Source organism: Nocardia sp. NPDC004860, from assembly GCF_040609015.1.
Lineage (GTDB): Bacteria > Actinomycetota > Actinomycetes > Mycobacteriales > Mycobacteriaceae > Nocardia.
Window position 1 is genome coordinate 293,720 of the sequence record NZ_JBEXJI010000002.1, and the last position, 20,599, is coordinate 314,318.

Sequence of the window (20,599 nt, forward strand, 5' to 3'; positions counted from 1 at the left end):
GGTAGATCGATCGAAAGGATCGCCCGATGCCTGCCCTGTTGTTCCTCGCCTGGTTCGTCGCCGAGATCGCCACCCTCGTCGTGGTCGGCCACTTCATCGGCGTGTTCCCGACCATCCTGCTGCTGCTGGCGGGCTCGGCCGTGGGTCTGGTGCTGGTGCGCTCGCAGGGTCGGCGCGTGTTCCAGAGCTTCCGCCGCGCCGCCCGCGGTGAACTCGAACCCAGCACCGCCGTCGCCGACGGCGCCCTGGTCGCGGTCGGCGCGGTCCTGATGTTCGTGCCGGGACTGCTCACCACTGCGCTGGGTCTGCTGGCCCTGCTGCCCTTCACCCGTTTCCTGTTCCGCCCGGTCGTGGCCGCCTTCGCCGCCCGCCGCCTGAGCCGCGTCGCCACCGCGGTCGGCCCCTACGGCTACCGCAATGTCGTCATCGACCCCGACGGCGAGGTCATCGACGCCACCGTCGTGACCGAGTACTACGACGACGGCCAGGGCAACGGGTACAAGATGATCGACCCCCGCTGACCCACAGCGCCTTTCCTCACCCCGGTGTGTCCCGGCCTCAGAGCCGGTCGCGCACCGGGGTGATGACGTTGTCGACCAGCCAGGTGGCCACCTTGTCGGGATAGGGCGCCCGCAGGCTGAGCACGATGTGGGTGAAACCCGCGCCGATCAGATCCAGCACCGTGCCGCGGGTGCCCGCCGGGTCGTCGTAGTCGACGATGTACTGCACCGACCGGGTCAGTTGCGCCGCATCTCGCCCGAGCTCGGCGCAGTGCGCGTCCAGTGTCCGGGAGCGCTCGGCGAGGAAGTCCAGGCCGTTGTGCGGCGGGCCCGGAATGTTCCACAGATCGGCGTGCTCGGCGACCAGCCGCAGCGTGCGGTCACCCCAGCCGCCGATCAGCAGCGGCGGGCGGCGGACCGGTTTGGGTTCGTTGCGATTGCCGCGCAGCGTGTAATAGCGGCCGTGGAAGTCGAATTCCGGCTCGCTCCACATCTTTTCGAGGATCTCGATGGTCTCGGCCAGCCGGGCCAGGCCCTCGCCGGGCGAGACCATCGGCAGACCGTACGCCGCGTACTCGGCCTCGGCCGGATTCGGGCCCGCGATGCCGCCGGTATCGGCGGGCTGGCGGGTGCCGCCGACCCCGAGACCCATGATCAGCCGGCCCCCGGCGACCGCGTCGACCGTGCTCGCGATCTTGCCGAGCACCGCCGGTTCGCGAATCCGGTTGCTGGTCACCAGCACTCCCAGCCGCAGCCGCCGGGTGCGGGCGGCCAGGGCCGCGAGCAGGGTCCAGCCCTCGAGGATCGGACCGTCCGCGGGCCCGGCCAGGGGCAGCAGGTGATCCCACAGCCAGGCGTCCGCGATCTCCGGCAGGGTGTCGGCCTCCTCCCAGACCCGCAGGATGTCGGTGTACGCGACCCGCATGGGCGTGGTCTTCAGGCCGAATTCGATATCCATCACTTCATCAATACTACTGATGATCAGCATCGCTGACTATCAGTAGACGGTACGATCGGCGACATGGCCGCCCCCGACCCCGACGACGTGCTCCGCTCCCGCCTCGGCTACCTGCTCAAACAGGCGTACCACCGGTTGGCCGAGGAAATCGGAACCGCCCTGCGGCCCTTGGGAATCGACAGCCGGGAACTGGCCGTCCTGGTCCTGCTGGACGCCACCGACACCCCGCTCTCGCAGCTGGACGCGGCCCAGCGCCTCGGCATCGACCGCACCACCATGACCCAGTTCGCCGACACCCTCGAGGACAAGGGCCTGCTCGCGCGGCGGCGCAGTCCCGAGGACCGGCGCAAGAACATCGTCGAACTCACCGCCGACGGCCACGCCCGGCTGGCCGCGGCCGAACGGGTCCGAGCCGAGGCCGAGGCGAGATTCCTCGCACCGCTCGGTGACGGTGGCCCGGGCCTGATCGACACGCTGCGCACCCTGACACGCTGAACCCGGTGATGCGGTGACGGGCGCGTCGCGGGCGTCGGGCAGACTGGAGACCCGTGAGTACCCAGTTGCTTGTCGGCGGTCGTATCTACAGTTCGAGCAATCCTGACGCGACGGCCATGGCCGTCAGTGACGGGACCGTGGTGTGGGTGGGGCTGGACAAGCCGGGGCGGGCATTGCATCCGGACGCCGAGATCATCGAGCTGGACGGGGCGTTCGTGGCCCCCGGGTTCGTGGACCCGCACGTACACGTGACCGGGCTGGGGCTGACGCTGACGGGACTCGATCTGGCACAGGCCCGTTCGCTGGAGGAATGTCTGCAGCTGGTGCGGGAGTTCGCCGCCGCGCACCCGGACGGGGTGATCCTCGGCGAGGGCTGGGACGAGACCACCTGGGCCGGCGGACGACCGCCGGCCCGCGAGGAGATCGACGCCGCCGCACCGGGACGCCAGGTGTATCTGGCTCGCGTGGACGCACATTCGGCGGTGGCCTCGACCGCACTGCTGGACGCGGTACCCGGAATCACCGAGGCGACCGGGTTCACCCGCGGTGAGCCGCTGCGCGCGGATGCCCACCATCGCGTGCGCGGGGCCGCGCTGGGCGCGCTGAACCGGGCACAGCGGGATGCCGCCCGGCAGGTCGCGCTGGACGCGGCGGCCGCCAACGGCGTTGTGGCCGCGCACGAATGCGCGGGACCCGAGATCTCCGGTGCCGACGACGTGCGGGAACTCCTCGAATTCGGGCACGGCGTCGAGGTGCGCGCCTACTGGGGACAGGCCGTGCGCACCGCCGACGAAGCCCGCACCCTGGTCAAGGAACTCGGCGTGCACGCCCTCGGCGGCGACCTGTTCGTGGACGGGGCGCTCGGCTCGCACACCGCGTGGCTGCGCGAACCCTATGCCGACCGCGACACCACCGGCACCTCCTACCTCGACACCGAGGCCATCGCCGCGCACGTGCTCGCGTGCACCGAGGCCGGCATCCAGACCGGCTTCCACGTCATCGGCGACGCCGCCATGGACGCGGTCGTCGCCGGATTCGAGCGGGTCGTGGGCGAACTCGGCGGCCCGGCCGTCGCCTCCCGCGGGCACCGCCTCGAACACGCCGAGATGATGACCGCCGACCAGATCGGGAAACTCGCCGCCTGGGGCGTGATCGCCAGTGTCCAACCGGGTTTCGACGCCGCCTGGGGTGGACCGGACGGCATGTACGCCACCCGCCTCGGCGCCGGACGCGCCGCCACCCTCAACCCGTTCGCCGCCATGGCCGCCGCGGGTATCTCCCTCGCCATCGGCTCCGACGCGCCGGTCACCGCCCTGAACCCGTGGGAAGCCATCCGCGCCGCGGTCAACCACCGCACCCCGGGCCATCAGATCTCGCCGCGGGCCGCCTTCGCCGCGGCCACCCGCGGCGCCTGGCGCGCGGGTGGCGTCCGCGACGGTGTCGCCGGCACCCTGGTCCCGGGAGCCCCTGCCTCCTATGCCATCTGGGACGCTCGCGAGCTCGTCGTCGCGGCCGCCGCGGATACCGTGCAGCGCTGGTCCACCGACCCCCGCTCCCGCGTCCCCGGCCTCCCGCCCCTCACCCCGGACGCCACCCTGCCGCGCTGCCTGCGCACCGTGCACCGCGGAGTCACCATTCATGAAGCCTGAGCCCGACCCCGAGAACCGCACCGCCGCACCGTCTTCCACCGGACCGGCCACGCCGGATCCCGGACCTCGCGAGACCGACGGTCCCGGCGCCGAAGCACGGACCGGATCGGGACCATCGTCCGGCGATGCGGACACTGCCTCCGGGACCGCCGACGAGGGCCCGGATCGCGTGGCGACTGCCGGGGCCGGGCGTGACGGAGATCGCGCCGTCGGCGCGGCATCGGAAGGCGATGAGGGCGGCAGCATTTCGACGGTCGCGCGGGCCGGGGTCGAGTCCGCGCCGGAGTCCCGGCCGGGAGTGGCGGCGCGAGCGATCGCGGTGGCGACGGCACGCCCGTGGCTGACGCGGTTGCCGGCCGCGGCGGTGGCCGGGCTGCTGCTGTACGCGAGCTTCCCGCCCCGGACGCTGTGGTACCTGGCTCCGGTCGGGATCGCCGTGCTGACCCTCGCCGTGCGCGGAACCTGCCGGGCGCGTGGAGGATTCGGATTCGGGTTGGTGGCCGGGCTGGCGTTCTTCCTGCCGCTGCTGCCGTGGACCGGGATCTATGTCGGTCCGGTGCCGTGGCTCGCCCTGTCGACCGTGTGCGCCCTGTATGTCGGATTGTTCGGGCTGCTGACGCGATGGGTGGCGACGCTGCCCGGATGGCCGCTGTGGGTGGCGACCGTGTGGTCGCTGACCGAGTGGGCGCGGGCCAGCTTCCCCTTCGGCGGGTTCCCTTGGGGCAAACTGGCTTTCGGGCAGGCCGACGGGTGGTATCTGCCCTTCGCGATGGTGGGTGGCGCGCCGCTGGTGAGCTTCGCGGTGGCGCTCACCGGCACCGGGCTGGCGTGGCTTGCGGTGAGTTTGCTGCGCCGCTTCGCATCGGCCGCGGAGGCGAGCGGTGAGCCGGTCGCGGCCGCCTCGGATTCTCCCAGATCGGGGGCTATCCGTCCCACATCCTGGAACCGGATTGTTGCTGCGGCAATGCTTGTCGCTATAGTTCCCCTCACCGGAGTGATCCTCCGGACCGCGCTGCCCGGCCCGGAGGACGGCAACCGGCCGATCACGGTCGCCGCCATCCAGGGCAGCGTGCCGCGCCTGGGCCTGGACTTCAATGCCCAGCGCCGCGCGGTTCTCGACAATCACGTCAAGCGCACCGAGGAACTGGCCCGCGACATCGCGGCCGGCCGGGCCCCGCAACCGGACGTGGTGATCTGGCCGGAGAACTCCTCCGATATCGATCCGCTGCGCAATGCCGATGCGGCCCAGGAGATCTCGCAGGCGTCCAAGGATGTGAAGGCCCCCATCCTGGTCGGCGCGGTGCTCGTCAACGACGACCGCACCACCACCAACTCGGTCATCGTCTGGAACAGCGACGCCGGACCGGGGGAGCGGCACGACAAGAAGATCATCCAGCCCTTCGGCGAATACCTCCCGTACCGCAACTTCTTCCGGCACTTCTCCCAATACGCGGACCGCGCAGGCTATTTCGTCCCCGGTACGGGCGACGGCGTGGTGCACGCCCAGCCGTTCACCGGCGGCGCCCCGATCGCCATCGGCGTGGCCACCTGCTACGAGGTGGTCTTCGACCGCGCCTTCGAGGAGTCCGTGCGCGCCGGCGCGCAGCTGCTCGCGGTCCCGTCCAACAACGCCACCTTCGGCCGCAGCGAGATGACCTATCAGCAGCTGGCCATGTCGCGGGTGCGCGCGGTGGAACACGGGCGCGCGGTGGTGGTCTCGGTGACCACCGGCGTCAGCGCCATGATCACCGCCGACGGCGTGATCCGGCAGCAGACACCGCAATTCGAACCTGCGGCGCTGGTAGCGACGTTGCCGTTGCGGAACAATACGACATTTGCCACTCGTTTAGGCCCCGCGCCCGAGGCGATCGTGTGTATCCTGGCCGCTGCTGCCACCGCGGCAGCGCTGATCCGGCGTCGGGCTGTGCGCGCGTGACTCCGATCGACCGGATCTGATCCCGGAGGCTTTTCCGGCGTAGTACCCGCGGGCACGTGTGAGAGGGCCGTCCCGCGTCGGCGCGGCATTTTCGCCAGTTCATTGCCATGGCTTGTTGGAGTCTCCGGTCTGTCTGTGGTCGTGCGGTTTCCTTAGGCGAGTTAAGCGATCCTAGCGAGGTTTGCTATGGGGTAACTGAACTTAATCTTCGCGCCGTCAACGCCCGTTCGTTGCGGACAACTCGAGATCACCACCGATCCGCTCGGCGGGATGCTCCGAATCATAGGACGTGGATCACGTCCTACGGCTCGCGCATGCGCGCGATCGCCGGGCCATCGGGGCGGACCGTGATCGATTTTCGGGGCTCGGGGAGTTGCGTCTACAGCGGCAGAACGGAGTTTTTTGATGAGTTCATTGGCCACCGACCGTGTCGACCAATGTTCTTCTGGTGAATTCTCGGCTCAACCTTTCGCGCTCTCTCCCGCGCAGTCGGCTCTCTGGTACGCCCAGCGCATCCGGCCCGACATCCCCCTCACCATCGCGCAATACGTCGAGATTCACGGCGACCTGGACGTCGGCCGCCTGCTGTACGCCATCGAGCGCTACGGCGCCGAGAGCCAAGTCGGCCACGTGCGCCTGATCGAGATCGACGGGGTGCCGCACCAGCTGGTGGACTACCACCGGCGGCCCGGCTGGGCCCGCTACGACCTGCGCGCCGAGACCGATCCGCGCGCCGCGGCCCTCGCCTGGATGAACGAGCACGCCAGCTCGCCCATCGACATCGAGCACGACCCGCTCACCACCAATGTGGTGCTGCAGGTCGGCGACTCCGACTGGATCTGGTACAGCCGCGGCCACCACATCGTCATCGACGGCTACGGCGCCATGAACGCCACCACCCGCGCCGCGGAGATCTATACGGCCCTCGAAGCCCATGACGAGCCGGCCGACTCCCGGGCCACCCCGCTGGCCACCATCTACTCCGACGAGAACCGCTACCGGGAGACCAGCCGCTTCGTCACCGACAGCGACTACTGGCGCCAGCAGCTCGACGGCGCCGGCGAGCCGATCACCCTGTCCAGCAACGGAATGCTGCCGGCGGTGTCCGACGCCGGCCGCCGCAGCGCGACCGGCGTGCTCGCCGATGACGCCCAGGCCGCCGTCGAGGCCGCCGCGACTGCCTCCGGCTCCAACAGCTCCGCGCTGTTCGTGGCCGCCCTGGCCGCTTACGTGCGGGCCGTCACCGGCACCCAGGACGTGGTGCTGAGCCTGCCCGTGTCCGCGCGCACCACCGTGGCGCTGCGCCGTTCCAGCGGTGTGGTCTCGAACGTGGTGCCCATCCGCGTGCAGTTCACCGACACCCACACCGTCGCCGACACCGTGCGCGCGGTCGAGCTGCAGATCACCGGCGCCCTGCGCCACCAGCGCTATCGCAGCGACGACATCCGCCGGGACTGTGGCTATTCGCGCGACGCCCGCGGTTTCTTCGGCCCCATGGTCAACCTCATGCTCTTCCACAGCGAGCTGAAGTTCGGCAGCCTGATGGGCGCCATCAACGTGCTGTCCACCGGCCCGGTCGAGGACCTGTCGATCAACCTCTACAACGGCCTCGGCGATCGCATCCACATCGACTTCGAGGCCAACCCGCGCCTCTACAGCGATGCCGAACTCGCCGCGCACCACGACCGGCTGCTGGATTATCTGGCCCGCTTCGTGTCCGCCGACCCGGAGACGCCGGTCGCCGACATGCCGGTGCTCACCGATCCGGAACGCGAACGCGTCCTGCACGAGTGGAATTCGACCCAGGTGGCCCGCCAGGAGGGCACCCTGGCCGGGCTGTTCGCCGACCGGGCCGCCGCCTCCGCCGATCAGATCGCGCTCGACTTCGAGGGCGAGACCCTCACCTACGCCGCCTTCGACGAGCGCACCAACCGGCTGGCCCGCGAACTCATCACGCGCGGCGCGGGACCCGACACCCTGGTCGGCCTGGCCGTCCGGCGCAGCCTCGACCTGCTGGTCGGCATGTACGCCATCGTCAAGGCGGGCGCCGCCTACCTGCCCATCGACCCCGACCACCCGGCCGACCGCATCGAGGCCATCCTCGACCAGGCTCGGCCGCTGTGCGTGCTCACCGCGTCGCGCGACAGCCTCGACATGCCCGGCACCGCACCGCGATTCGACATCGACACCGCGGATGCGTCGCGGCACCCGGGCCGCCCGGTCACCGATACCGATCGGACCGCGCCGCTGCGTCCCGACCACCTCGCGTACGTCATCTTCACCTCCGGTTCCACCGGCACGCCCAAAGGCGTCGGCGTCACCCACGCCGCCATCGTGAACCGGCTGCGCTGGATGCAGGACGCCTACCCGCTCGACTCCTCCGACGTGGTGCTGCAGAAGACCCCCGCCACCTTCGACGTCTCGGTGTGGGAGTTCTTCTGGCCCTTGCAGATCGGGGCCCGCCTGGTCATCGCCGCCCCCGACGGGCACCGCGATCCCGCGTATCTGGCCCGCGTCATCGCCGAGAAGGGCGTCACCACCGCGCATTTCGTGCCGTCCATGCTGTCGGTGTTCCTCACCGACACCGATGTGCGGGGCTGCACCGGACTGTCACGGGTCTTCTGCTCCGGTGAGGCGCTGCCCGCCGCCACCGTCGCCGAATTCCACGCCGCCCTCGGCAGCGGCGCCGACGCGCCGCAGCTACACAACCTGTACGGCCCGACCGAGGCCGCCGTCGACGTCACCGCCTGGCACTGCACTCCGGGCAGCACCGACGTCCCGATCGGCTCGCCCATCTGGAACACCCGCACCTATGTGCTGGACGCCCGGCTCCAGCCGGTCGCCCCGGGCGTCGTGGGCGAGCTGTACCTGGCCGGCGTCCAGCTGGCCCGGGGCTATGTGGGCCGAGGCGCCCTCACCGCCGACCGTTTCGTGGCCAACCCGTTCACCCCCGGCGCCCGCATGTACCGCACCGGCGACCTGGTGCGCTGGCGCGGCACCGGCGCCGCCGGCGTCCTGGAATACCTGGGCCGCAGCGACTTCCAGATCAAGGTGCGCGGCCTGCGTATCGAACTCGGCGAGATCGAGGCCGTCCTGCTGGCCGACGCCCGCGTCGCGCGCGCCGTGTGCGTGGCCCGCCGCGGCCGCAGCGGGGACGAGCTCATCGCCTACGTCGTGCCCGCCCCCGGCGCGGGCGACCTCGACGCGTCCGACCTCACCGCCACGGTGCGCCGGACCCTGCCCAGCTACATGGTGCCGTCGTACCTCATGGTGCTGGACGAGCTACCGCTCAGCGCCAACGGCAAGGTGGACCGCAAGGCGCTGCCCGCACCCGATGCGGGCGCCCGCCGCCCGGCCCGGCCCGTCGCCGCCCCGCGCACCGCCATGGAACACCAGCTCACCGGCATCTTCGCCGAGGTGCTCGGCACCGACGAATTCGACGTCGAGGACAGCTTCTTCGACCTCGGCGGCAACTCGCTGACCGCCGCCCGGGCGGTCGCACGCGTGAACGCGGCCCTCGGCGCGTCGCTCACCATCCGCGATCTGTTCGAAACCTCCACCATCACCGCGCTCGCTACCCGGCTCTCGGCCGCGGAGCCGGAGAACACCTCCCCGAAACTGGTGGCCGGGCAACGGCCGCAACAGCTTCCGCTGTCGCTGGCCCAGCAGCGGCTGTGGATCCTCAACCGGTTCGCCGAGCACGCGGCGGCCTACAACATGGCCTTTGCGGTGAAACTGACCGGGCCCCTGGATATTCCGGCGCTGCGGGCCGGCCTGGTGGATGTGCTGGAACGGCACGAGAGCCTGCGCACCACCTTCCCCGACACCCCCGACGGGCCCTGCCAGCTGGTGCACCCGGCCTCGGAGATCCCGCTCACCCTCGATCCCATCGACGCCACCGGCGAGGACGCGGTCGCGCTGGCGAGCGAATTCGCCGGGTACGGCTTCGATCTGCGCAGCCAGGCCCCGGTCCGGGTGGCGCTGTACGCCATCGGGCCCGACACCCACCTGTTCCTGGTGGTGCTGCACCACATCAGCGGCGACGGCTGGTCCATCGCCCCGCTGAGCCGCGACATCATCACCGCGGTCGCCGCCCGCGCCCAGGGCGCGGCGCCGCGGTGGACGCCGCTGCCGGTGCAGTACGCGGATTTCGCACTGTGGCAACGGGAACTGCTCGGCGACGAGGCCGACCCGGCCAGCGCCCTGGCCCGGCAGCTCGCCTTCTGGCGCGCCGCGCTCGCCGACCTGCCCGACCAGCTGGACCTGCCGATGGACCGCCCCCGCCCGCGGCACCGCAGTACCGCCGGCGGCACCGTCGAGTTCGACATCTCCGCGCAGACCCGCCGGGCCCTGGCCGGGGTTGCCGCCGCACGCGGGGTCAGCACCTTCATGGTCCTGCACGCCGCGCTGGCCGCGGTGCTCGCGCGCCTGTGCAACACCACCGACATCGTGATCGGCACGCCGATCGCCGGGCGCAGCGATCCGGCGCTCGACGATCTGGTCGGTATGTTCGTCAACACCCTCGTGCTGCGCACCCGGGTGGACCCGGCCGCCGGGTTCGACCGCATGCTCGCCGAGGTCCGCGAAACCGACCTCAATGCCTTCGCCAATGCCGACGTGCCGTTCGAGCGGCTCGTCGAGGTGGTCAATCCCGAGCGCTCCGCCGCCCGGCACCCCCTGTTCCAGGTGATGCTGTCCTACGACAGCAACCCCGAGCTGGATGTCGACCTGCCCGGCGTGGAGACCGAGGTGGTGCCCCTGGCCACCGACGTCGCCAAGTTCGATCTGCAGCTGACCGTCCAGGAACCGGCCGGAGTCCCCGCCGAGGACGCCGGACTCATCGCCGAATTCGGTTATGCCGCCGACGTTTTCGACCGGACCACGGTGGAGGCCATCGCGCGGCGCTTCGGCGCGCTCCTGGCCGCCGCGGTCGCCGACCCGTCCACCCCGGTCGGCGACCTGCCGCTGCTGGACGTCCGGGAGATCGCGAAGCTGGTGCCCATCGTCGGTTCCCCCGCGGTGCCCAGCATCACCCTGGCACGGCTGCTCAGCGACACCGCCGAGCGGGTGCCCGACGCGGTCGCGGTCCGCTACCTGGGCGTCGACACCACCTACCGGGAGCTCGACGAACGCTCGAACCGCCTGGCGCGGGTGCTGATCGAGCACGGCGCGGGCCCGGAGGTGGTGGTGGCGATCGCGCTGCCGCGCAGCCTGGAGAGCATCCTCGCGGTGTGGGCGGTGGCCAAGACCGGTGCCGCGTACGTGCCCGTCGACCCCGACTATCCGGCCGACCGCATCGCCCACATGCTCGCCGATTCCGGCGCCATGCTCGGCATCACCAATGCCGAACGGCGCGAGAACATGCCGACCACCTGGCCCGGCAACCGGGGCCGCCACCGCAAGAGCTACGTCGACTGGCTGCTGCTCGGCTCCGAGCAGCTCACGCAGGAGTGCGCGCAGTTCCCCGACACCCCGGTCACCGACGCGGACCGGCACCACCCGCTGCGCATCGGCGGGCCGGCCTACCTGATCTACACCTCCGGTTCCACCGGCAAGCCCAAGGCCGTCGTGGTCACCAATGCGGGCATCGCCTCGCTGGCGCACGAGCAGATGCACCTGTTCAAGGTCACCGATTCGGCTCGCACCCTGCACTTCTCGTCGCCCAGCTTCGATGCGTCGGTGCTGGAACTGCTGCTCGGTTTCGCGGCCGGGGCCACCATCGTGGTGGTGCCCGCGGGCGTCTTCGGCGGCGCCGAGCTGGCTCGCATCCTGCGCGAGGAGCACGTGACGCACGCCTTCGTCACGCCCGCGGCCCTGGCCACCGTGCCCGCCGCCGACCTGCCGGAGCTGGAGGCCGTCATCGTCGGCGGCGAGGCCTGCCCCGAGGACCTCGTCGAGGTCTGGACCGCACCGGATTCCCGGCCCGGCCGCCCGGCGCGGCGCATGCACAACATGTACGGGCCCTCCGAGGCCACCGTCGCCGCCACCGCCACCGGGCCCATGCTCGCGGGGCAGCCGGTGCCGATCGGCGGGCCCGTGCGCGGTATGCGGCTGTTCGTGCTCGACGGCCGCCTGCACCCGGTGCCGCCGGGCGTGGCGGGTGAGCTGTACCTGTCCGGTCCCGGCCTGGCCCGCGGCTACCTGGGCCGGCACGGCCTGACCGCGCAACAATTCCCGGCCAACCCGCACGGACGGCGCGGCGAACGCATGTATCGCACCGGCGATCTCGTGGTCGCCGACCGGGCGGGACAGCTGCGCTTCCTGGGCCGGGCCGACGATCAGATCAAGATCCGCGGCTTCCGCATCGAACTGCGCGAGATCGACCACGTGCTGGCCGCGCATCCGGGAGTCACCTTCGCGCTCACCGTCGTTCACCACGACGAGCGCGGAATCCCACGTCTGGTCGCCTATCTCACCGCCGACACCGACATCGACCCGGCCGCGGTGCTCGAGACCGCGCGCGGACGGCTGCCGGGTTACATGGTGCCCGCCGCGCTCACCGTGCTCGACGCCGTACCGGTCTCCCCGACCGGCAAGCTGGACCGCAAGGCGCTGCCCGCACCGGAGTTCGTGGCCGCCGCGCCCACCCGCGCCCCGGAAACCGAACTGGAGCAACAGGTCGCGCTGATCTTCGGCAGTGTGCTGGGCGGCCTCATGCCGGGTGCGGACGACAACTTCTTCGAGATCGGCGGCAACTCGCTGCTGGCCACCCGCCTGACCTCGGCCCTGCAGGGCCAGTTCGGGGTGGAGCTGCCGGTGCGCGACATCTTCGAGCTGCCGACGGTGGCCGGGGTGGCCGCACGGCTGGCGGAAGCGCCCCGGGCCGAGCGGGTAGCGCTGGCTGTGCATACGCCGCGCCCGGAGCGCGTGCCACTGTCGTTGCCGCAGCAGCGACTGTGGTTCCTCAACAGATATTCCCCCGAATCCAGCGCTTACAACATCGCATTCGTGCTGCGGATCGATGGCGATCCGGACATCGACGCGTTGCGGGCGGCGCTGGCCGACGTGGCCGAGCGCCACGAGGTGCTGCGCACCGTCTTCCCGGAGGACGCCCAGGGCGCCTACCAGGTCGTGCTGGACACCGCACGGTGCCTGCCGATGCTGGACGTGGTCGAGACCGACGAGGTGGGCGCGCGCCACGCCCTGCGCTCGCTGGCGCGGCGCGGCTTCGACCTGACCCGCGAGATCCCGCTGCGAATGACCTTGCTGCGCACCGGAACCCGCCGGCACCTGCTCGGCATCGCGCTGCACCACATCGCCGCCGACGGCTGGTCGCTGGGCCCGCTGACCCGGGACCTGGCCATCGCCTACACCGCCCGCCACGGCGGTGCGGCCCCCACCTGGACGCCGCTGCCGGTGCAGTACGCCGACTTCAGCCTGTGGCAGCGCGCGATTCTCGGCACGGAGGACGACGCCGAGAGCGCCGCCGCCACCCAGCTGGCCTACTGGCGTGACGCGCTGGCCGAGCTGCCCGGGGAACTGCCGCTGCCCTACGACCGGCCCCGCCCGGCCGAACCCACCCACCGGGCCGGATCGGTGCGGTTCGAGGTGCCCGAAGCCGTGCAGCGCAGGCTCGCCGAGGTCGCCCGGGCACACGGCGTCAGCGTGTTCATGGTGCTGCGCTCCACGCTCGCCGTGCTGCTGCGCGTGGTCACGGGCGGCCGTGACGTGATCGTCGGCACCCCGGTGGCCGGGCGGACCGACACCCGCCTCGACGATCTGGTCGGCATGTTCGTCAACACGCTGATCCTGCGCTCGGATGTGGACCCCGACCGCGGCTTCGCCGAACTGCTGCAGGCCGACCGCGACACCGAACTGGCCGCCATGGCGCACGCCGAGGTGCCCTACGAGCGGGTCGTGGAGGAATTGCAGTCCGCTGACGCCGGGCAGCGCCGCTACGGCGCGAGCCCGCTGCTGCAGGTCGCGCTGACCGTGCAGGACACCCCGGTGCCCGCGCTGCGGCTGCCCGGATTGTCGCTGCAGGCCGAGGAACTCGATATCGCGCTGGCCAAGTTCGATCTGGAGCTGCGGGTGCTGCCCGGCGCGGGCGAGGACCAGCGGGCCTTCGAATTCGTCTACGCCGCCGAGCTTTTCGACCAGTCGACGGTCGGCATCCTGGCCGAGCGCCTGGTCAAGGTGTTCGGCGCCGTCACCACCGACGCGCACGTGCGCATCCGTGACATCGACGCGCGCACCGAACTCGAGCACGACATGCTCACCCCGGCCTGGGGCCCCACGCCGGAGCCCCAGTGCAGCCTGGCGGCCTACTTCGCGGCCACCGCGCACCTCCATGCCGACCGGGTGTTCCTGCGGCTCGACGACACCGAGCTCACCTACCTGGAATCCGACGTGTATTCGAACCGCTTGGCGCGGGCGCTCATCCACCGCGGCCTGGGCCCGGGTGACCGGGTCGCGCTGGGCCTGACCCGGTCGGTGGAGTCGGTGCTGACGGCGCTGGCCGTCACCAAGTGTGGCGCGGCGTTCGTGCCGGTGGACCCCAACTATCCGGCGGACCGGGTGCAGCACATGCTCGCCGACTCCGGCTGCCGGGTGGGTGTCAGCATGACCGAGCACGCCGACCGGCTCCACGCCGCCGACGGCGCCGACAGCGTGGAGTGGCTGCTGCTCGACGACGCCGTACTGCTCGACGAGCTCGAGGTCCTCGACGACGGGCCGATCACCGATGCCGAGCGCACCGGCACCCTGTGGACCACGGATCTGGCGTACATCATCTACACCTCCGGCTCGACCGGAAAACCCAAGGGCGTGGCCGTCACCCACGGCGGCCTGTCCAATTTCGCCGACGAGGTCCGTGAGCGCGCGCGGGTCGACCGGGACTCGCGGCCCATGCACTTCTCGTCCCCGAGCTTCGACGCCTCCGTCTACGACCTGCTGTTCGCGATCTGCGCGGGCGCGACCATGGTCATCGCCCCGCCCGACGTGTACGGCGGCGACGAACTGGCCGAGCTCATGGAACGCGAACGGGTCAGCCACACCTTCATGACCCCGGCCGCGCTGGCGACCATCGACCGGGACCGCTGGCCGCTACCGCACCTGCGCGCGATCATGGTCGGCGGCGAGGCCGTGGGACCGGAACTGGTGGCGCGCTGGGCCCCCGGCCGCCTGATGTTCAACGTGTACGGCCCGACGGAGACCACCATCGTGGTCACCATCTCCTCGCCGCTGCGGGTCGGCGAGCCCATCACCATCGGCAACCTGGTCCGTGGCGCCCGCGCCGTGGTCCTGGACGAGCGCCTGCGCCCGGTCCCGGTCGGCGTGCCCGGCGAGCTGTACATCGGCGGACAGGGTTGTGCGCGCGGCTATTTCGAGCGGTTCGAGCTCACCGCCTCCCGGTTCGTCGCGGATCCGTACGGCCCGGCGGGCTCTCGCATCTACCGCACCGGCGATGTGGTGCGCTGGACCCGCGACGGTGACATCGTCTACCTGGGCCGCAGCGACCACCAGGTGAAGCTGCGCGGTTTCCGTATCGAGCTGGGCGAGATCGACGGCGTGCTCACCGCCCACCGCGCGATCCGCTTCTCCCACACCGAGGTTCGCGAGATCGCGGGCGCGCGCCGCATCGTGTCGTTCGTGCTGCCCGTGGACCACGCCGCCGCACCCGATCTCGAGGAGCTGCGCGCGCACTGCGCCGAGCACCTGCCGGCGCACATGGTGCCCAGCGCCCTCGCCCTGCTCGACCACATTCCGCTCACCCCGGTCGGCAAGCTCGACCGCGAGGCGCTGCCGCAGCCCACGGCCGTCGTCGCCGGGGTCTCGCGGGAACCGGAGACCGACACCGAACGCCTGGTCGCCGAGGTGATGGGGGAGCTGGTCGGTGCCGAGGCCCTGGGCGCGGACGACAGCTTCTTCGAAGTCGGCGGAAACTCGCTGCTGGCCACCCAATTGGTGGCCCGGCTGGCCACCGTCACCGGGGTGCGGGTGGAAGTGCGGTCGGTCTTCGCCGCGCCGACCGTGGCCGGACTCGCCGCGGCCCTGGACGCCGGATCCTCCTCGGCGGATCTGCGGCCGGAACCGCGCCGGCGCACCCGGCCCGCGCGGATCCCGCTCTCCGCGGCCCAGCGGCGGCTGTGGTTCCTGGAGAAGTTCAACGCCGGCGAGCACGGAGAAGCGCTGGGTGCCTACAACGTTCCGGTCGCCCTGCGCCTGCACGGTGAGCTGGACATCCCGGCACTGCGCGCGGCCCTGCACGCCGTGCAGGACCGTCACGAGACCCTGCGCACCGTCTTCCCGGAGATCGACGGCGAACCCTGCCAGCGGATCCTGGAGCCGGGCGAGGGGGCGGTCGGGCTGCCGGTGCGGACGGTCGCCGCGGACGAGGTGCCCGGCGAGATCCGCCGCGTCACCGCCGGCGGTTTCGACCTGGCCACCAGCGTGCCGGTGCGCGCGGCCCTGCTGCGCCTGACCGGCAGCAAGACCGAACACGTGCTGGTGCTGGTCGTGCACCACATCGCCATGGACGGCTGGTCGCTGCAGCCGCTGGCCGCCGATGTGGCCGCCGCCTACCGGGCGCACACCGGCAAGCAGACCCCGGAATGGCCCGAACTGCCCATCCAGTACGCCGATTACACGCTGTGGCAGCAGGATGTGCTGGGGCGCGAGGACGATCCGGACTCGGTGATCAGCCGCCAGCTCGACTACTGGCGGCGCGCCCTCGACGGCATCCCGGAACGGCTCTCCGTTCCCGCCGACCGGCCGCGGCCGCCGGTGCCGACCTACCGGGGCGGCACGGTGGAGTGCAAGCTCGACGCGTTCACCCACCGCGAATTGCAGGCGCTGGCAGCCGAACACGGCGTCACCATGTTCATGGTGCTGCACGCGGCACTCGTCGCACTGCTGCATCGCCTGACGCACGACGACGACATCACGGTCGGCACACCCATTGCGGGACGCGGACATCCGGCGCTGGACCGCCTGGTGGGCATGTTCGTCGGCACCCTGGTGCTGCGCACCCACATCGACGGCGGCGCCGCGTTCGGGGACCTGCTACGTGCGGTCCGCGACACCGATCTGGAGGCCTTCGCCCACGCCGATGTACCGTTCGAGCGCCTGGTCGAGGTGCTGAATCCGGTGCGCTCCCAGGCGCATCACCCGATGTTCCAGGTCATGCTGTCGGTGCAGAACCAGCCCGCGCGGGTGCTGGAGCTGCCGGCCATGCGCATCGAGGCCGACGACGCCGACCCGGGCATCGCCAAGTTCGACCTGCAGTTCACCCTCACCGAATCCTGGACGCCGCGCCGCGAACCCGACGGCATCACGGTGTCGGTGAACTACGCCTCCGACCTGTTCGAGGCGGCGACCGCGCAGCGGCTGGCACAGCGGTTCGTGCGGCTGCTGGCCGCGGCCGCCGCGCATCCGGCCACCGCCGTGGGCGATCTGGACGTGCTGGACTCGGCCGAATGGTCGGCGCTGGCGCCGGTCCGCGGCACCGAGCCCGGTCTGCCCATCACCTTCCCGGAGGTGTTCGAGGCCGCGGCCAACCTCAACCGGTCGGCCATCGCGGTCCGCTCGGACGGCACCCAGATCTCCTACGACGCTCTGGACCGCTGGACCAACCGGCTGGCGCGGGTGCTCATCGGCTACGGAGTGGGCCCGGAAACCTTGGTCGCCATGGGGATTCCGCGTTCGGCCGAATCGGTGGCGGTGATGCTGGCCATCGCCAAGGCCGGTGGCGCGTTCGTGCCCGTCGACCCGAACTACCCGGAGCAGCGCATCAGCCACATGCTGCTGGATTCCGGTGCGGCCGTGGGCATCACGCTCTCCGGCTATCGGGAGCGCATGCCCGACGCGGCCAACTGGACGATGCTGGACGCGCCGTCGTTCCGGCGCCGGGTGCTCGCCACCTCCGACGCGCCGATCCGCGACGCCGAACGCATCGTGCCGCTGCGCATGCACAACCCGGCCTACGTCATCTACACCTCCGGCTCCACCGGCATCCCCAAGGGCGTGGTCGTCACCCACGGCGGCCTGTCCAACTTCGCCGCCGAGACCGCGCAGCGCTTCGACGTCGGCCCCGATTGCCGGGTCCTGCACTTCGCCACACCGAGTTTCGACGCCGCCATGCTGGACCTGCTGCTCGCTCTCGGCGGGGCCGCCACCCTGGTGATCAGCCCGCAGGGTGTGGTCGGCGGGCAGGAACTGGGGCAGGTGTTCATCGAGGAGGGCATCACCCACGCCTTCATCACCACCTCGGCGCTGGGCACCGTCGATCCGGCCGGCGTGACCGCACTGCGGCACGTGCTGGTCGGCGGTGAGGCGCTGCCCCCGGACCTGGTCAGCCGGTGGGCCCCGGGCCGCAGGCTCTACAACGTGTACGGGCCGACGGAGACCACCATCGTCACGGTGATCTCGCACCCCATGACGCCCGGCGGGCAGATCACCATCGGCGGACCCATCCGCGGGGTCGGCGCGAGCGTGCTCGACGCGCGCCTGCACCCGGCCCCGGCCGGGGTCACCGGGGAACTGCACCTGGCCGGCGCGGCGCTGGCGCGCGGCTACCTGCGCCGCCCGGGCCTGACCGCACAGCGGTTCGTGGCCAACCCGTTCGGCAAGCCCGGTGAGCGCATGTACCGCACCGGCGACCTGGTCCGCTGGCTCGAAAGCGAGGGCGGCGCACGGGATCTGGAATACGTCGGCCGCACCGACCACCAGGTCAAGATCCGCGGCTTCCGCATCGAACTCGGCGAGATCGACACGGCGCTGGCCAAGCACCCGGAGGTGGAGTTCGCCACCACCATCGGGTACCGCACCCCGGCCGGCTCCACCGCGCTGGTGTCGTATGTGAAGCCGCGCACCGGAACCGCGCCCACCACCGCCGAGCTGACCGCGCACGTGGCCGAGCTGGTGCCCAACTACATGGTCCCGCAGTCGATCATGCTGCTGGACCGGGTGCCGCTGTCCCCGGTCGGCAAGCTCGACCGGAAGGCGTTGCCGGAACCGGTGTTCGCGGCCCGCGAGGGCTACCGGGCCCCCGCCACCCCGCTGGAGGAGGCGCTGTGCGCCGCCTTCGCCGATGTGCTGGGCGTCGAACAGGTCGGCGCCGACGACGGGTTCTTCGAACTCGGCGGCAACTCGCTGCTGGCCACCAAGGTGGTGGCCCAGCTGCGGGCGGGCGGCATCGACCTGCCGGTGCAGGCCATGTTCGGCGAGTCCACCCCGGCCGCCATCGCCGGGCGGCTCGCCGCCGCCGAGGGCGACGCGGGCGCCGCGCTGACCGCGGCCCTGGGCGCGGTGCTGCCGCTGCGTGCGGTCGCCGATTCCGGTGTGCCGCCGCTGTTCTGCGTGCATCCGGCCATCGGCCTGTCCTGGTGCTTCGCCGGGCTGCTGTCGCATCTGCCGCCGGAGCGGCCCGTGTACGGCCTGCAGGCCCCGCACGTGGCCGGGGAGGCTGGTCACCGCACCATCGCCGAGGCCGCGAAACACTATGTGGCGCACATGAAGTCGGTGCAGCCCACGGGCCCCTACCAGGTGCTGGGCTGGTCGCTGGGCGGGCTCATCGCCCACGAGATCGCCGTGCAGCTGCAGGAGGCCGGTGACGAGGTCGCGTTGCTGGCCATGATGGACAGCTACCAGCTGTCGGACCGGTGGCTCGAGGACGCGGTGCCGTCGGTGGCGGCCGTGGTCGCCGAATTCGGTTCCGACCTGCTCGGCGGTGACGCCGACATCGATTCGCGCCTGACGCTCACCGAGGCGGCCGAACTGCTCCGCGGGCGATCCGGGCCGTTCGCGGCGCTCACCGTCGAGCACCTGGAACGGCTCTACACCGGATACGAGAACGGCGCGGCGCAGGCGCACGGGTTCCGGCCCCGCGTCTTCGACGGTGATCTGCTGTTCTTCACCGCCGCCGACGACGAGATCAACCGGGCCGACCCGGACCGCTGTGCCGCGGCCTGGCAGCCCTACGTCACCGGTGCGGTGCACGACCAGCTGGTGCGCTGCACGCACGCCGGCATGACAACGCCCGAATCCCTCGCCGTCATCGGGCCGGTGTTGCGGGATCAGCTGGCAGCCATCCGAGCCCGGCGGGAGGGTATGCGATGAGTCTGGCCGTGGAAGTCCAAGGGCTGGTGAAGTATTACGGCAAGGTGCGGGTGCTGGACGGTATCGATCTCGAGATCCCGTCCGGCACGGTGATGGGCCTGCTCGGGCCCAACGGCGCGGGCAAGACCACTACGGTCCGCATCGTCACCACCCTGCTACGCCCGAGCGCGGGATCGGTGCACGTCGCGGGCGTGGACGTGCTGAAACATCCGGCCCGCGTTCGCACCCGGATCGGCCTGTCGGGCCAGTACGCGGCCATCGACGCCAACCTGTCCGGATTCGAGAACCTGCGCATGGTGGCCCGGCTGTACGGCATGAACCACAAGCGGGCGGCCGAACGCGCCACCGAACTGCTCACCGCCCTCGGCCTCGACCACGCGGCCGGGCGGCGGGCGGGCACCTACTCCGGCGGTATGGCCCGCCGGCTGGACCTGGCGGGGGCGCTGGTGTGCCGGCCCCCGGTGGTCGTGCTGGACGAGCCGACCACCGGCCTGGATCCGCGCGGTCGCCTCGACATGTGGCGTGTCATCGGCGAACTCGTCGACGACGGCACGACCGTGCTGCTCACCACCCAGTACCTGGAGGAGGCCGACCTCCTCGCCGACCGCATCACCGTCATCGACCGTGGGCGGGTCATCGCCCGCGGGTCGGCCGACGAACTGAAGACCTCCATCGGCGGCGACAAGCTCACGGTCACCCTCGCGCCCGGCCAGGATCCCGCCCCCGCACAGCAGGTGCTGGGTGAGGTGGGCATCGGCGAAGCCGAATTCGACGAGGGCGCCGACACGGTCACCGTGGTGGTCGGCGACGGCAGCCGCACCATGGTGGAGGCGCTGCGCCGCCTCGACGACGCCGGGGTGCACGTGGTCGACGCGGTCGTGGACCGGCCCACCCTCGACGACGTATTCCTTTCCCTCACCGGCAAATCCGGCGAACGCAAGCCGGACGTCCCCGCCCCCGAGTCTGTCCAAGAGGAGATCCTGTCGTGACGACCCTCCCCGCC

Annotated in this window: 7 protein-coding genes; 6 read left to right on the forward strand and 1 reads right to left on the reverse strand. The window is 71.4% G+C overall.

Features of this window, described 5'->3' with window-relative positions:
• Positions 1-26: 26 nt before the first annotated feature.
• The gene (locus ABZV44_RS05335; protein WP_354832291.1) at positions 27-521 is read left to right on the forward strand and encodes an FxsA family protein; all 495 of its coding nucleotides are present in this window, start codon (positions 27-29) and stop codon (positions 519-521) included.
• A gap of 37 nt (positions 522-558) precedes the next feature.
• Here the strand turns inward: ABZV44_RS05335 and ABZV44_RS05340 are convergent, their stop codons facing one another.
• On the reverse strand, positions 559-1,458 hold the full coding sequence (locus ABZV44_RS05340) for an LLM class flavin-dependent oxidoreductase (protein WP_354833112.1): 900 nt from the start codon (positions 1,456-1,458) through the stop codon (positions 559-561).
• Between the two features lie 63 nt (positions 1,459-1,521).
• Here ABZV44_RS05340 and ABZV44_RS05345 point away from each other — a divergent pair, with 63 nt between their 5' ends.
• From ABZV44_RS05345 to ABZV44_RS05365, 5 genes are all read left to right on the forward strand, one after another.
• The gene (locus tag ABZV44_RS05345; RefSeq protein ID WP_354832293.1) at positions 1,522-1,953 is read left to right on the forward strand and encodes a MarR family transcriptional regulator; all 432 of its coding nucleotides are present in this window, start codon (positions 1,522-1,524) and stop codon (positions 1,951-1,953) included.
• A gap of 53 nt (positions 1,954-2,006) precedes the next feature.
• A complete protein-coding gene (locus tag ABZV44_RS05350; protein WP_354832295.1) occupies positions 2,007-3,602 on the forward strand; it encodes an amidohydrolase family protein in 1,596 nt (531 codons plus the stop codon).
• Positions 3,592-5,538 (forward strand): apolipoprotein N-acyltransferase, encoded by a 1,947-nt coding sequence (lnt, locus tag ABZV44_RS05355; RefSeq protein ID WP_354832297.1) that lies wholly within the window; start codon positions 3,592-3,594, stop codon positions 5,536-5,538. The genes ABZV44_RS05350 and lnt overlap by 11 nt, the downstream gene beginning before the upstream one ends.
• A gap of 405 nt (positions 5,539-5,943) precedes the next feature.
• Complete coding sequence (locus ABZV44_RS05360) at positions 5,944-19,596, forward strand: amino acid adenylation domain-containing protein (protein ID WP_354832299.1); 13,653 nt, start codon at positions 5,944-5,946, stop codon at positions 19,594-19,596.
• The gene (locus ABZV44_RS05365; protein WP_354832301.1) at positions 19,593-20,585 is read left to right on the forward strand and encodes an ATP-binding cassette domain-containing protein; all 993 of its coding nucleotides are present in this window, start codon (positions 19,593-19,595) and stop codon (positions 20,583-20,585) included. Before ABZV44_RS05360 ends, ABZV44_RS05365 begins: the two co-directional genes overlap by 4 nt.
• The last annotated feature ends 14 nt before the right edge of the window (positions 20,586-20,599 follow it).

Bases quoted from the DNA above. Each gene is read 5' to 3' on its own strand.
- ABZV44_RS05365 (WP_354832301.1), top strand. From the start codon at position 19,593: ATGAGTCTGGCCGTGGAAGTCCAAGGGCTGGTGAAGTATTACGGCAAG.
- ABZV44_RS05335 (WP_354832291.1), top strand. From the start codon at position 27: ATGCCTGCCCTGTTGTTCCTCGCCTGGTTCGTCGCCGAGATCGCCACC.
- lnt (WP_354832297.1), top strand. From the start codon at position 3,592: ATGAAGCCTGAGCCCGACCCCGAGAACCGCACCGCCGCACCGTCTTCC.
- ABZV44_RS05340 (WP_354833112.1), bottom strand. From the start codon at position 1,458: ATGGATATCGAATTCGGCCTGAAGACCACGCCCATGCGGGTCGCGTAC.
- ABZV44_RS05360 (WP_354832299.1), top strand. From the start codon at position 5,944: ATGAGTTCATTGGCCACCGACCGTGTCGACCAATGTTCTTCTGGTGAA.
- ABZV44_RS05345 (WP_354832293.1), top strand. From the start codon at position 1,522: ATGGCCGCCCCCGACCCCGACGACGTGCTCCGCTCCCGCCTCGGCTAC.